The sequence below is a fragment of the Stenotrophomonas maltophilia genome (assembly GCF_025642255.1).
Classification (GTDB): Bacteria; Pseudomonadota; Gammaproteobacteria; order Xanthomonadales; family Xanthomonadaceae; genus Stenotrophomonas; species Stenotrophomonas maltophilia_P.
In genome coordinates, this window is the sequence record NZ_CP106759.1 from 997,100 (window position 1) to 1,010,848 (window position 13,749).

The 13,749-nt window shown below is 66.2% G+C and carries 10 protein-coding genes; 8 read left to right on the top strand and 2 right to left on the bottom strand.

The genetic code is table 11. The features are described from left to right. Positions 1–103: 103 nt before the first annotated feature. The gene (locus tag N8888_RS04685) at positions 104–2,158 is read right to left on the bottom strand and encodes a glycoside hydrolase family 97 protein (protein WP_263177770.1); all 2,055 of its coding nucleotides are present in this window, start codon (positions 2,156–2,158) and stop codon (positions 104–106) included. A 237-nt stretch (positions 2,159–2,395) separates the two neighbouring features. Between N8888_RS04685 and N8888_RS04690 the strand changes: the two genes are divergently transcribed. The 4 genes from N8888_RS04690 to N8888_RS04705 all read left to right on the top strand — a co-directional run bounded on the left by N8888_RS04690 (position 2,396) and on the right by N8888_RS04705 (position 8,331). Then, positions 2,396–4,588, top strand: a complete 2,193-nt coding sequence (locus N8888_RS04690) for a glucosidase family protein (RefSeq protein WP_263177771.1) — start codon at positions 2,396–2,398, stop codon at positions 4,586–4,588. Further along, positions 4,585–6,072: an MFS transporter gene (locus tag N8888_RS04695; protein WP_263177773.1), complete on the top strand. Its 1,488-nt coding sequence runs from the start codon at positions 4,585–4,587 to the stop codon at positions 6,070–6,072. The genes N8888_RS04690 and N8888_RS04695 overlap by 4 nt, the downstream gene beginning before the upstream one ends. Then, positions 6,072–7,793, top strand: a complete 1,722-nt coding sequence (locus tag N8888_RS04700; RefSeq protein ID WP_430542965.1) for an alpha-amylase family glycosyl hydrolase — start codon at positions 6,072–6,074, stop codon at positions 7,791–7,793. The genes N8888_RS04695 and N8888_RS04700 overlap by 1 nt, the downstream gene beginning before the upstream one ends. A gap of 151 nt (positions 7,794–7,944) precedes the next feature. Beyond that, positions 7,945–8,331 (top strand): SseB family protein, encoded by a 387-nt coding sequence (locus N8888_RS04705; RefSeq protein ID WP_164151766.1) that lies wholly within the window; start codon positions 7,945–7,947, stop codon positions 8,329–8,331. Positions 8,332–8,432: 101 nt separating this feature from the next. Here N8888_RS04705 and N8888_RS04710 read toward each other — a convergent pair whose 3' ends face one another. Next, on the bottom strand, positions 8,433–9,464 hold the full coding sequence (locus tag N8888_RS04710) for a LacI family DNA-binding transcriptional regulator (protein ID WP_253118922.1): 1,032 nt from the start codon (positions 9,462–9,464) through the stop codon (positions 8,433–8,435). 315 nt (positions 9,465–9,779) lie between these two features. On the opposite strand from N8888_RS04710, the gene N8888_RS04715 reads away from it, so the two are divergent. The 4 genes from N8888_RS04715 to N8888_RS04730 all read left to right on the top strand — a co-directional run bounded on the left by N8888_RS04715 (position 9,780) and on the right by N8888_RS04730 (position 13,731). Further along, positions 9,780–10,349: a single-stranded DNA-binding protein gene (locus tag N8888_RS04715; RefSeq protein ID WP_262219195.1), complete on the top strand. Its 570-nt coding sequence runs from the start codon at positions 9,780–9,782 to the stop codon at positions 10,347–10,349. 201 nt (positions 10,350–10,550) lie between these two features. Next, the gene (locus N8888_RS04720) at positions 10,551–11,441 is read left to right on the top strand and encodes a hydroxypyruvate isomerase family protein (protein WP_263177775.1); all 891 of its coding nucleotides are present in this window, start codon (positions 10,551–10,553) and stop codon (positions 11,439–11,441) included. 29 nt (positions 11,442–11,470) lie between these two features. Beyond that, positions 11,471–13,156, top strand: a complete 1,686-nt coding sequence (locus tag N8888_RS04725; protein WP_263177777.1) for a GMC oxidoreductase — start codon at positions 11,471–11,473, stop codon at positions 13,154–13,156. Next, positions 13,156–13,731 (top strand): gluconate 2-dehydrogenase subunit 3 family protein, encoded by a 576-nt coding sequence (locus N8888_RS04730; protein ID WP_263177779.1) that lies wholly within the window; start codon positions 13,156–13,158, stop codon positions 13,729–13,731. The genes N8888_RS04725 and N8888_RS04730 overlap by 1 nt, the downstream gene beginning before the upstream one ends. Positions 13,732–13,749 lie beyond the last annotated feature (18 nt).

Genomic DNA, 13,749 nt, shown 5'->3' on the forward strand with positions numbered 1-13,749 from the left:
CCTGCATACGTATTCAATGACGTTTGCAGGGTTGTAATCGCTTTCAGATCCCCGCCACGGTAGCGCCGGGCCATGCCCGGCGAACGTCACGCGGGGGCATTCATCACTCCAATGGCGTGAACCGAATGGCCTGCCCGCCGCCCGGCGCCAGCATCAGGGTCAGTGCATCGGCGCTGGTCACTTCACGCGTCTGCCGCGTGAACGCGAACGGATTGCTGCGGTAGTCCGCACCGTCGCCATCGCGATAGATTTCCGCGCGGTAGCGCACGCCCGGCTCCAGGAAGCCCAGCGACACCGGCAGCACGCGGCCATGCTCGTCGGTGATGCTGCCCAGGAACCAGTCACGGCTGTTGCGGTCGCGGCGCACGATCGTCACGTAGTCGCCCACTTCACCATCGAGCACGCGGCTCTGCTCCCAGTCCACCGCCACGTCTTCGATGAAGCGGAACGCCTCCCGATGCTGCAGGTAGTGTTCGGGCAGATCGGCGGCCATCTGGATCGGGCTGTACAGCACCACGTACAGCGCCAGCTGACGTGCCAGGGTACTGGGGATGGCCTGGCCGTGGCGGCCCTTCAGGCTGAGGATGCCGGGGGTGTAATCCATCGGTCCGGCCAGCATCCGGGTGAACACCAGATTGACTTCGTGTTCGGGCGGGTTCGGCGGCTGGCCCCAGGCGTTGTACTCCATGCCGCGCGCGCCTTCGCGGGAGATCCAGTTGGGATAGGTGCGGCGCAGGCCGGTGTCCTTGATCGGCTCGTGCGGATTCACCGACAGGTGCCGGCGCGCGGCTTCCTGCACGACATGCAGGTGGTGGCGCGCCATGAACTGGCCGTCGTGCCACTCTCGCCACAGCGGGCCACCCGACGGGTTGCGGCGGTCGACCTGGCCGTCGTCGCAGACGTAGCCGGTCTTGAACTGGTCCACGCCCAGCCGCGCATACAGGTCCAGCGCGGCGTCGAGCTGCGCCTCATAGTGTTCGATGGCACAGCCGGTTTCATGGTGGCCGATCAGGTGCACGCCCTTCTTCAGTCCATATGCCGAAAGCGCTTCAATGTCGAAATCGGGCGTGGCGCGAGTGAAGTCGAAGTCGTAGCCATTGCCCACCCACATGCCGTCCCAGCCGGGATTCCAGCCCTCCACCAGGACGCCACGGAAGCCGTGCGCGGCGGCGAAATCGATCACCTTCCTGGTCTTGGCGGTGGTCGCCGCATGCTTCGGTCCGGTCGCCCAGCTTTCGTTGTCCAGGTGCATCGACCACCACACGCCCAGGTACTTGGCCGGCTTCACCCAGCTCACATCGCCCAGTGCATTGGGCTCGTTGAGATTGAGGATCAGGTCGGACTCGACCAGGCTGCCGGCGCGGTCGGCGATCTGCAGCGTGCGCCAGGGCGTGACGAAGGGCAGGGCACGGCGCACCTTCCACCCTTCGGCCGAGGGCGAGAGCTGCGCGCGCAGGCGCTGGCCGTCGGTGCGGCGCAGCCACATGCCGGCGTAGTCCACCAGCGCAGCCTCATGGATCGCAACGTGCAGGCCATCGCGGCTGCGCAGCGTCATCGGCGTGTGCACCAGCGGGATCTCGCGCAGCGGCGTACGCTGGTAGAGATACTCGTAGTGGATCGGTTCGCCGGCGGGGATCCACCATGCTGTGGAGTCTGCCGCGATGGCGAATTCGGTCAGCTCGTCATCGATGATCGCTTCGCGCAGGTTCGGTTGCTCAGGGAACACATAGCGGAAGCCCAGGCCGTCGTCGTAGACGCGGAACACCACATCCAGCCGGCGCTTGCTGCCGGTGGTTTCGGCCAGCTGCACGGTCAGCTCGTTGAAGTGGTTGCGGGTGAGGCGGCGTTCCCCCCACGGCTGTTCCCACGTCTCATCGACGCTGCGTCGTTGCTGCCCGAGCAGGATGAAATCCCGGTCCAGGCGGCCATCGCGCAGTTCGAAGCCAAGCCTGGAATCCTCCACTACGGCTTCACCGAAGCGCTCCACCCGGTAGCGGGCGGTGCCGCCGTCCAGCACCAGGCTGACCTTGAGCACGTCGCCGGGCGATTGGACGCTGGTGATCTGGGGGGCGGCCTGCGCCAGCGTGGCCAGGCCCAGCAGCGCAACGCCCATGATTCGCGCGAACACCGCACGTACAACACTGGATGACATCGGCATTTCCCCTCCCAAGGCGCCGTTGGCAGACCCGGACCATAAGCCAGCCCGGCGGGCGTACTGCCGCGTCGGTGCATGAATACGTATGCAGCTGGACGCAGGCGACAGCCCCGCGTCTACCATGGGCCCAAGGCACCTTGAGGGAGGCGCCGCGCCCGCGCGCCGGTCACGGCTGCGCGGACCTATAAACGGTGCAGAGAGGGAGGGAGGTCGACGGGCGCAAGCCGGTCTGCCGCTTCGATGCTGAAGATCATTTGCCTGACCGCTGCCCTGGGGGCAGCGCTGGGGACGACCGCGCATGCGGCCGACCTGGAATTCGACGGCCGCCATGCGCGTGCCGAAGCGGCTGCCAAGGGCAGCTTCGTGCTGCACACGCCGAACGGCGCTGTGCCGATTGCCGCCGCGCCGATGCGCAGCCAGACCGGAAGCGTGATGTTCGACGCGCTGTTCGCGCTGGCCCAGCAGGAGATGGCGCAGGACCGGGTCGATGCGATCCGCGACCCCGCCTTTGACGAAGGACGGCCGGTGCCATGCGACTGCTTCCAGACCGGCGCCCGCTGGCCCTACGTGTGGACCCGCGATGTCAGCTTCGCCGCTGACCTTGCGTTGGCGCGGCTGGATCCGCAGCGCACGCGTCAGTCGCTGCAGTTCAAGTTGTCGGCTGCCCGTGATGGGCGCACGCCCGGCCTGTTCGTCGCGCAGGATACCGGCTCCGGCGGCAGCTGGCCGATCAGCAGCGACCGTGTGGTGTGGTTCCTGGCCGCACGCCACCTGCTGGATGATCCTGCTTTTGCCGAACAGGTCTGGCAGGCGCTGCAGGGCACGCTGGCGCAGGACCGGGCGATGGTGTTCGACCCACAGATGGGCCTCTATCGCGGCGAAACCTCGTTCCTCGACTGGCGTGAACAGACGTATCCGGACTGGACCCGGGAGAACGTGCGCTTCATCGGTGATTCCTACGCGCTGTCCACCAACGTCCTGCACTACCAGGCACTGCGGCTGGCAGAGCAGATGGCCGCGCAGCGGGGCGATGATCGCCGTGCGCAGTACAAGGCGTGGGCCGATGAACTGGCGGTACGGATCGATGCGCGCTTCTGGCGCGACGACATGGGCCAGTACATGAGCTACATCGGTGAGGCGGCGCATCCGGTGCCCTACGCCAAGGTCGACCTGCTGGGCCTGTCGCTGGGCATCCTGGCCGACGTGCTGCCCGAGGCGCGGGCGCGCCGCGCGCTGGCGAACTACCCGATGGGGCCGGCCGGCAGCCCGGTGGTGTGGCCACAGGAAGCCCAGCAGCCGATCTACCACAACCGTGCGATCTGGCCGTTCGTCAGTGCGTATTCGCTGCGTGCTGCGCGACAGCTGGACGACGCGCCGCGCATCGCCGCCGAGATCCGCTCGCTGATGCAGGGGGCGGCACTGGCCGGTTCCAACATGGAAAACTACGAGCTGGTCAGCCAGGCCGTGCATGTGGACGAAGGCGCGCTGAGCGGGCCGGTGGTCAATTCAGAGCGCCAGCTGTGGTCGGTGGCCGGCTATCTGGCCATGGTCACCGAAGGCGTGTTCGGCGTGCAGGACGATGGCCGCGTGCAGCCCAAGCTGCCGGCCGCGCTGGTGCCGGAACTGTTCGGCACACATCCCCGTATCACGTTGGAAGCCAACGGCAAGCGCTATGTGCTGGAGCGCCCGCAGAACGTGGGCGATGGCCTGCTGGTGGCCGGCAGAACCACCACGCGTGGCAGCACCACGACGGTGCAGCTGGTCGCCGCCCCGGCAGCAACCGGTTTCGCTGCCACGACTGCGGATGCCAACATGCGTGCGCCGGCCACGCCGGTTGCGCCGCAGGCCCTGCGCAAGGGCGCGGGCTGGAACGTTCCGGTGGCAGCCGATCAGGTGCTGTGGAAGGACGGCAAGGCGGTCACCGACAGCAAGGGCGTGGCGCGCATCAGCGACGATGGCCTACAGCATTGCCTCAGCCTGACCCGGCGCGCAGGCACGTTGGAATCGCTGCACAGCCCGATGCTCTGCGTCGGTCCGCAGCAGGTGCTGAAGGGCGAGGAACGCTGGCAGTTCACCTCGGCCAAGGCCGGGCAGGTGCGCCTGCGCCTGCAGTACCGCAACCCGAACGGGCCGATCAACACCGGCGTCACGGCTGCGGTCAAGCAACTGGTGCTGCAGTGCCCGGGCCAGCCATTGCAGCGGCATACGGTTGCGATGCCGCACAGCGTGGCCGTGCAGGACTCGACCTCGGCAACGTTCGCTGTGCCCAAGGGGCCGTGCACGGTCGCGCTTGAAGAAGGCTTCAACATGAGCGCGCTGCAGCATTTCGCGCACTACACCGGCGGAAAGGGCGGGCGCGAAGGCGTGCTCAACCAGGCGCAGGTGAAGGCGCTGACGCTGGCGCCGGTCGCCACGGCGGAGGACGCACGATGAACCGCCCTGCCAAACCGCAGCTGTCGTTCTGGCAGATCTGGAACATGTGTTTCGGCTTCCTCGGCATCCAGTTCGGTTTTGCCCTGCAGAACGCCAACGCCAGCCGCATCTTCGAGACGCTTGGCGCGGACATGGAGTCGGTGCCCGGGCTGTGGATCGCCGCACCGTTGACCGGCCTGCTGGTGCAACCGGTGATCGGTTATCTCTCCGACCGCACGTGGACGCGCTGGGGCCGGCGTCGCCCGTTCTTCATGATCGGTGCGGTGCTGACAACGCTGGCCCTGCTGGTGATGCCCAACTCACCTGCCTTGTGGATCGCGGCGGGCACGTTGTGGGTGCTGGATGCTTCGATCAACGTATCGATGGAACCGTTCCGGGCCTTCGTGGGCGACCAGCTGGCACCGCGGCAGCGACCGGCCGGTTACGCGATGCAGAGCTTCTTCATCGGTGTCGGTGCCATCGTCGCCAGCTTCCTGCCGTTCATCCTGGCCCACTTCGGCGTGGCCAACACCGCCGCTGCCGGCGAGGTGCCGCATACAGTGCGCTACGCGTTCTATTTCGGTGCGGCAGTGCTGCTGGCGGCGATCACCTGGACCGTGGTCAGTACCCGCGAGTATTCACCGGCAGAACTGGCCGGGTTCGATGACGCCGAGCCGCCGGCGCACCATGCCGCCGCCGCTGCGAGTGGCCCCGCACCGTGGGCGCAGGTGGCGCTGTGGCTGGGTGCAGGCGTGCTGCTGGCCGCTGTGATCGCCGCGCGCCAGGGCGACAGGATGCTCTACGTGCTGGCGGGTCTCTGCGCGGGCTATGGTGTGCTTCTTGCGCTGGCCCGTACGCTGCCGCAGGCGCACATGCTGGCGGCGATCGTGGGTGATCTGCGGGCGATGCCGGTGACCATGCGCCGGTTGGCCTGGGTGCAGTTCTTCTCGTGGTTTGCGTTGTTTGCGATGTGGATCTACACCACCGCAGCGGTGGCCGGCACGCATTTCGGCTCCACCGACCCGCAGTCGGCGGCGTACAACGAGGGTGCCAACTGGGTCGGTGTGCTGTTCGGCGCCTACAACGGCTTCGCCGCACTGGCCGCCTTGCTGATCCCGCCGATGGTGCGCGCCATCGGCCTGCGCTGGAGCCACCTGGTGAACCTGTGGCTCGGCGGGCTGGGCCTGATCTCGCTGATGTTCATCAAGGACCCCACCTGGCTGCTGCTGTCCATGGCCGGCGTCGGCTTCGCCTGGGCCTCGATCCTGTCGCTGCCGTACGCCCTGCTGTCCGACAGCGTGCCGGCGGCGAAGATGGGCATCTACATGGGCCTGTTCAATTTCTTCATCGTCATTCCGCAGCTGGTCGCCGCCAGCGCGCTGGGCTTCGCACTGCGCGAGTGGCTGGGCGGAAATCCCCTGCACGTGCTGGTGCTGGGTGGAGTGAGTCTGTTCATTGCCGGGCTGTGCGTGCTTCGCGTGCCGGCCCATCAGGAGAGTGCGTGATGCATGTGTATTCCAGAATGTCGCTGGGGCTGTCGCTGGCCCTGCTCGCCACGGCGGTACAGGCCGCATCGCGCCCGGACTACGTGGGCACGCTCGAACCGTTCGCCAGCGATGCCGTGTACTTCGTGGTGACCGATCGTTTCGTCAACGGTGATCCGTCCAACGATCATCGCGATCAGGGGGGCAGCCACCGCACGTTCGACATTCCAGTGCCCTGCCCGGACAAGGTGGACGGCAACATCGGCTACCTCGGCGGCGACTTCAGGGGCGTGCTCGACAACGCCGACTACATCCGTCAGCTCGGCTTCGGTGCGGTGTGGATCACGCCGATCGTCGACAATCCGGATGAGGCGTTCACCGGCAGCAAGCCGATCAGCTGCACCAGCACGCTGACCGACCGCGGCAAGACCGGCTACCACGGTTACTGGGGCATCAACTTCTACAAACTCGACGAGCACCTGCCCAGCAAGGACCTGGACTTTGCAGGCCTGACCAAGGGCCTGCATGGTGCCGGCCTGAAGGTGGTGCTGGACATCGTCGGCAACCACGGTTCGCCGGCCTGGACCATGCCGACGCGGCAGCCGCAGTTCGGCCAGATCTTCGACAAGGATGGAAAGCTGATCGCCGACCACCAGAACCTGCCCCCGCAGAAGCTGGATCCAAAGCACAACCCGCTGCACGCGTTCTACAACACCATCGGCCCGGTCGACAGCAAGGAAGGCTCGATCTTCGATGGCAACCTGGCCGAGCTGTCCGACTTCAACCAGAACAACCCGGCGGTGATGGACTACCTCGTCGGCGCGTACCTGCAGTGGACCGCGCAGGGCGTGGACGCACTGCGCATCGATACCATCGGCTGGCTGCCGCACCCGTGGTGGCACGAGTTCGTGAACCGCATCCGTGCCGAGCATCCGAACATGTTCATGTTCGGCGAGGCCTTCGATTACGACGCCAGCAGGATTGCCGAGCACACCTGGCCGCGCAACGCCAATGTGAGCGTGCTCGACTTCCCGCTGCGTGGCGCGCTGGAACAGACCTTCGGTACCGCCGGCAAGGGCTTCGAGACGCTGGCCGAGCCGCTGCACCTGACCGGCGGCCCCTATGCCAATCCGTACGAGCTGATGAGCTTCTACGACAACCACGACATGCCACGCCTGCAGGCCAGCGACAACGGTTTCATCGACGCGCACAACTGGCTGTTCACCGCCCGTGGTATCCCGGTGGTCTACTACGGCTCGGAAACCGGCTTCATGCGGGGCCGTGCCGAGCATGCCGGCAACCGTGCCTACTTCGGCCAGGCGCGGGTGGATGCCGCACCGCAGAGCCCGATCTTCGCGCCACTGCGGCGCATCGCCCAGCTGCGCCAGGCCACCCCGGCGCTGCAGCGCGGCCTGCAGGTGAACGAGCGCCTGCGTGGCAATGAGGCGGTGTTCTTCCGTGTGCTGCAGCAGGGGGATGTGGCACAGACCGCATTGGTGCTGTTGAACAAGGGCGACAAGGCGACGGTTTTCCAGGTGGAGCGCTACCTGCAGGCGGGCCGCTGGCGCGACGCGCTGGACGGCGGTTTGTTGCAGGTGGATGCCTCCCTGAAGGCCGAAGTGCCCGCGCATGGCGTGAAGGTGTACGTGCTGGATGCCTCCGTGCAGCAGCCAGCGCTGCAGGCAGAGCTGGACAGGGCGATGGCCGACCAGAAGGCTCGGGACCAGCGTCTGGGACGGTGAGGGCGCCGCCGGGCGTGGCCCGGCGCTACCGCTCTGGTGGGTGCCAACCTCGGTTGGCACTCCCGCTCTGGTAGGTGCCAACCTTGGTTGGCACGCTCTTCGAGCAGGCTCGACCCTACAATAGGCACCCCTCACGCCGCGCCGTACCGCCATGTCCGACCTCGCCCCGCAGACCCCGATCGAAACCCTGCTGAAGGCGGCCATGGACGGGGCGGTGCCGATCCGCGCCTTCATGGAGGCCTTCGTCGCCTCCGAGGTGCTGCTGCTGACCGGCAGCCTGGTCACCCCCGACGGCAGCGGCTTCGACCCACTGCTGTTCGACAAGCAGGGCACGCTGCACGTGGCCGTGTTCACCGATCCATCGCGGGTGGGCATCTACAGCCAGCAGGCCGAACACCAGATCCGCTGGCTGATGCTGGACGTGCTGCGCCGCGTGCCGGGGGGCTACGGCGTGGTGATCAACCCGGGTACCTCGCTGGGCTTCGAGATTTCGCCCAGTGGCGTCGGCGAGATCCTGAAGGACTTCGCCCAGGGCTGAGGCCACCCGACGGGGCCGTCCACCTGCGGGCCTTGCGGCACCCGGTCCGGTGCCCGCAGGCCGGGTTCACTGCGTAGTCCCGTCCGATCACGTCCGCTGTTTCAGCCGCGCAGCGATGATTCCCGCACCACCAGCTTCACCGGGATGCTCTGGCTCTCCACCGGCTGCCGGCTGATCGAGGCCAGCAGCCGTTCCACCAGCAGCTGCCCGGCCTGCTTGGTGTCCTGCTGCACGGTGGTCAATGCCGGCGATACAGATGCGGCCAGCGGGATGTCATCGAACCCGGTGACCGCCACGTCCTGCGGCACCCGCAGCCCGGCCTCGCGCAGTGCACGGATCGCACCGATGGCGATCAGGTCGCTGGCGGCGCAGATCGCATCGATGTGTTCGCCTCGCGCGAGCAGCGCCTGGCAGGCTTCCTGGCCGGACGCTTCGGTGGTGATGGCATCGTGCTGCAGGGCCGGTTCGGCATGCAGCCCGTGATCGCGCAGGGCTGCCACGTGACCGCGATAGCGCTCCTCGAATTCCGGGTAATGGCTGGAGGCGTGGCCGAGGAAGGCAATGCGCCGACAGCCCTGCTGCAGAAGATGGGTGGTGATGTCGTGCCCGCCCTGGAAGTTGTCGCTGCCGATCGATACCCCGGGCTGGCCGGGCAGGGCCGCACCCCAGCGCACGAAGTGGGTGCCCTGTTCGACCAGCCGCTGCAGGCGGTCGCGCGATTCGTGGTAGTCGCCATAGCCCAGCAGGATGATGCCGTCGGCCTTGTTGCTGTCCTCGTAGTCGGCCTGCCAGTCGGTCGACAGCTGCTGGAACGACACCAGCAGATCCTGCCCGTGCAGCGCGCAGGCGCGGGTGATCGAACCCAGCATCGAGTGGAAGAACGGGTTGATCAGCGAATCGTCGTTGGTCGGGTCCTCGAAGAACAGCAGGGCCAGCGTGCCGGCATTGCGCAGGCGCAGGCTGGAGGCGTTCTTGTCCACCTTGTAGTTCAGCTCGCGGGCGATGCGCAGGATGCGTTCTCGGGTCTCCGCATTGACCATCGGGCTGCCGCGCAGGGCCCGCGACACCGTCGGCTGGGAGACGCCGGCCAGATGGGCGATGTCCAGGGAGGTGGCTTTGCCTTTGATGGTCATGGGGGAAGCGCGCGAACGAATGAGTAGATGCCCCGGCATGATGCCATGGGGGCGCCATCGCAGCGCCGGCCGTCACTGCGGCCGGCCGCGCCGGGGTGTCCGGCCCGGACGGCTAAGTCATTGCCTTACAAGGATTTCAGTAGGATCTTTCGGTGTCTTTCGTCGCTTCTGGCCGGGCACGGAGCGGCGGCAGTGCTAAGATGCGGTGTTCTTGCATTCCCCCAAATTCATCGGGGGCGGCCCAGTGTCCTGCACCCCCGGCCGGGGCTGTGCTATCACTGGTCGACTGCCCCTGGACAACGGACGAAGGTACCTATGGCGCGCGGCATCAATAAAGTCATCCTGGTCGGCAATCTCGGCAACGACCCGGACGTGAAGTACACCCAGAGCGGCATGGCGATCACCCGCATCAGCCTGGCCACCACCAGCGTCCGCAAGGACAAGGATGGCAACCAGCAGGAACGCACCGAATGGCACCGCGTGGTGTTCTTCGGCAAGCTCGGCGAGATCGCCGGCGAGTACCTGCGCAAGGGCAGCTCGGTCTACGTCGAAGGCAGCCTGCGTTACGACAAGTACACCGGCCAGGACGGCGTGGAGAAGTACTCCACCGATATCGTCGCCGATGAGATGCAGATGCTGGGCGGCCGCGGTGAAGGCGGTGGTGGCGGTGGCGGCAACTACGGCGGTGATCGTCCGCAGCGCCAGCAGGCACCGCGCCAGGAGTACGGCGGTGGTGGCCAGCGTGGTGGACAGGGCGGTGGCTATGGCAACCAGGGCGGCAACCAGGGTGGCGGTTACGGCAACCAGGGCGGCAACCCGCGCCCGCAGCCGCAGCAGTCGGCGCCGCCGATGGACGATTTTGCTGACGACGACATTCCGTTCTGATCGGACGCGCGTCCGCAGGAAACAGAAAGCCCCGCCGATGCGGGGCTTTTCTTTTTTCCACGGCAGGCCGGCGTTGTGCCGCGCAGCATGGATTTTTCGTGCACCGCGTCTTGCAAAAAAAAGAATTCCTCCCTTATGGTGCAATCGATTGCATTGCTGTGAATCGTTGCGTTTGATACCGGTTGGGAGGCCGGCAGATGGATGTCCATCCATTCGATCGGACCGGCATCGGGGCTTACGCGGCGCGATGCGTTGCGCATGGCGTTCGCTGGCGGCCTTGGCCTGGCTGCGGCAGCCGTGCTGCCCTCGTTCGCCGCCCAGGCCCCACTCAAGGGCAACCTGAAGCATTCCGTCGCCCGCTGGACGTTCCCGCAGCAGTCGGTCGCCCAGCTCTGCCAGACGGTGAAGGATATCGGCTTCGCCGCCATCGATCTGGTGGGGCCGGCGGACTGGCCCACACTGAAGGCGCATGGCGTCTACAGCTCCATGTGCAACGGCGCCGAGATCAGCCTGACCAAAGGCTTTGCCGGCCGCCAGTATCACGATGCACTGGTGGAGCGCTACGCGCGGCACATCGATCTGGTGGCCGATGCCGGCTACCGCAACCTCATCTGCTTCTCCGGCAATCGTGACGGCATGGATCCGCGGGAAGGCCTGGAGAATGCCGAAGCCGGGCTGAAGCGCATCCTCGGCCATGCCGAGAAGCGTGGTGTCGTGCTGGTGATGGAGCTGCTGAACTCCAGGGTCGATCATCCCGATTACCTGTGCGATCACTCCGCATGGGGCGTCGAGCTGTGCCAGCGGCTCGGATCGGACAATTTCGGCCTGCTGTACGACATCTATCACATGCAGATCATGGAGGGCGACATCATCGCCACCATCGGCAGGCATCACCGCTTCTTCAAGCACTACCACACCGCAGGTGTGCCAGGCCGGCACGAGATCGGTGACCAGCAGGAACTGCATTATCCGGCCATCTGTCGCGCGATCCGCGACACCGGCTTCGAGGGGTATCTGGCGCAGGAGTTCATGCCTGCGGCACCCGATCCCGTCGGCTCGCTGCGCGAGGCGATCCGCCTCTGCGACGTCTGAAACGATATCCACCCAGGTGAAGTAGACCCATGGCAGACAATCATTACGACGCCATCGTTGTTGGCTCGGGAATCAGTGGCGGTTGGGCGGCGAAGGAACTGACCGAGAAGGGCCTGAAGGTCCTGATGCTGGAACGCGGGCGCAACATCGAGCACGTCAAGGACTACGTCAATGCGATGAAGGAGGCGTGGGATTTCCCGCACCGCAACCGGCCGACACAGGCGATGAAGGCCGCCTTTCCCGTATTGATGCGTGACTACGGCCTGGCCGAGAACCTGGAAGGGATGTGGGCCAATGAGCAGGAATCGCCGTACGTCGAGACCAAGCGCTTCGACTGGTTCCGTGGCTACCACGTAGGCGGCCGTTCGCTGATGTGGGGGCGGCAGAGCTACCGCTTCTCCGACCTGGATTTCGAAGCCAACCTCAAGGACGGCATTGCTACTGACTGGCCGATCCGCTACGCCGACATCGCACCCTGGTACGACCATGTGGAGAAGTTCGCCGGTATCGCCGGTACGCGCGAGGGACTGGACGTGCTGCCGGACGGTGAATTTCTGCCGCCGATCCCGCTGAACATCGTCGAGAAGGATGTGGCCGCGCGGATCAGGAAGGCGTTTGGCGGAACGCGGCACATGATCCACTCGCGTACCGCCAACATCACCCAGCCCATGCCCGAGCAGGGGCGCGTCAACTGCCAGTACCGCAACAAGTGCATCCTGGGCTGTCCCTTCGGTGCCTACTTCTCGACCCAGGCGGCGACGCTGCCGGCGGCGATGAAAACGGGCAATCTGACATTGCGGCCCTTCTCGATCGTCAAGGAAGTGCTGTACGACAAGGACCGCAAGCGCGCGCGCGGTGTGGAGGTCATCGATGCCGAGACCGGGTTGACCTATCAGTACACGGCCAAGGTCATTTTCCTCAACGCATCCTCCTTCAACTCGACCTGGATGCTGATGAACTCGGCCACCGATGTCTGGGAGGGCGGTCTGGGGTCGTCATCCGGCGAGCTGGGGCACAACGTGATGGACCATCATTTTGGTGCCGGTGCCTCCGGCCGGGTCGAGGGTTACGACGACAAGTACTACTTCGGTCGCCGCCCCTGCGGCTTCTACATTCCACGCTTCCGCAACGTCGCTGCGGACAAGCGCAGCTACCTGCGCGGATTCGGCTACCAGGGCGGTGCCAGCCGCACCGGGTGGTCGCGCGAGATCGCCGAGCTGAACATCGGTGCCGACCTGAAGGAGACCCTGACCCTGCCGGGCGACTGGCGCATCGGCATGACCGGATTCGGCGAGATGCTGCCGCACCACGACAACACGATCCGCCTGGATCCGCAGCGCAAGGACAAGTGGGGGCTGCCGGTGCTGGCGATGGACGTTTCGATGCGCTCGAACGAACTGGCGATGCGCAAGGACATGGCGGCCGATGCTGCCGAGATGCTGGAGGCAGCCGGCGTCAAGGACGTGGAGATGCACGACAACGACTACGCCCCGGGCAAGGGCATCCATGAAATGGGCACGGCCCGCATGGGCCGCGATCGCAGAAGCTCCGTGCTCAACCAGCACAATCAGGTCTGGGATGCGCCGAATGTCTATGTGACTGATGGCGCCTGCATGACCTCCAGCGCGTGCGTGAATCCATCGCTGACGTACATGGCGCTGACGGCACGGGCCGCCGACCATGCCGTACGCGAACTGAAAGCGGGGAACCTGTGATGGACCGTCGCGAACTGTTGAAGATGATCGTCGCCGCCACCGGCGCGGCCATGGTGGGCGTGCCCGCACTGGCCGCAGGGCAGAGCGCGACGACAGGATCGAAGGCCGCGTTCTCTGCCGCTGACATCAGCATGCTGGACGAGATCGCTGAAACCATCCTGCCGCGAACCACAACGCCGGGCGCGAAGGATGCCGGCGCGGGCCCGTTCATGGCGCTGTTCGTCACCGATTGCTACACCCCCCGGCAGCAGGCGATATTCCGCGCCGGCCTGGTCGATATCGACAAGCGTGCCGGTGGCCGCTTCGTGTCGCTCCCCTCGCAGGCCCGCAGCGAACTGTTGCGCACCCTGGATGCGGAAGCCCGGGCGCACGTCGTCGAGGTCACCGAGACCGGTGCCGCGGAAGAGGGGGAGGCTGCGCCGCACTACTTCACGATGATCAAGCAGCTGGTCATCTTCGGCTTCTTCACCTCGAAGGTCGGTGCGACCGAAGTGCTGAAGTACGTTGCGGTGCCGGGTCGCTATGACGGCGATCTTGCCTATACGCCCGGCACGCCGGCGTGGGGGACCAGCTGATGGGCCTCCACGCCTCGA

Excerpts from the sequence above, each read along its gene's own strand:
- N8888_RS04700 (WP_430542965.1), top strand. The coding sequence starts at position 6,072 with ATGCATGTGTATTCCAGAATGTCGCTGGGGCTGTCGCTGGCCCTGCTC.
- N8888_RS04695 (WP_263177773.1), top strand. The coding sequence starts at position 4,585 with ATGAACCGCCCTGCCAAACCGCAGCTGTCGTTCTGGCAGATCTGGAAC.
- N8888_RS04730 (WP_263177779.1), top strand. The coding sequence starts at position 13,156 with ATGGACCGTCGCGAACTGTTGAAGATGATCGTCGCCGCCACCGGCGCG.
- N8888_RS04685 (WP_263177770.1), bottom strand. The coding sequence starts at position 2,158 with ATGCCGATGTCATCCAGTGTTGTACGTGCGGTGTTCGCGCGAATCATG.
- N8888_RS04705 (WP_164151766.1), top strand. The coding sequence starts at position 7,945 with ATGTCCGACCTCGCCCCGCAGACCCCGATCGAAACCCTGCTGAAGGCG.
- N8888_RS04720 (WP_263177775.1), top strand. The coding sequence starts at position 10,551 with ATGTCCATCCATTCGATCGGACCGGCATCGGGGCTTACGCGGCGCGAT.
- N8888_RS04710 (WP_253118922.1), bottom strand. The coding sequence starts at position 9,464 with ATGACCATCAAAGGCAAAGCCACCTCCCTGGACATCGCCCATCTGGCC.
- N8888_RS04725 (WP_263177777.1), top strand. The coding sequence starts at position 11,471 with ATGGCAGACAATCATTACGACGCCATCGTTGTTGGCTCGGGAATCAGT.
- N8888_RS04715 (WP_262219195.1), top strand. The coding sequence starts at position 9,780 with ATGGCGCGCGGCATCAATAAAGTCATCCTGGTCGGCAATCTCGGCAAC.
- N8888_RS04690 (WP_263177771.1), top strand. The coding sequence starts at position 2,396 with ATGCTGAAGATCATTTGCCTGACCGCTGCCCTGGGGGCAGCGCTGGGG.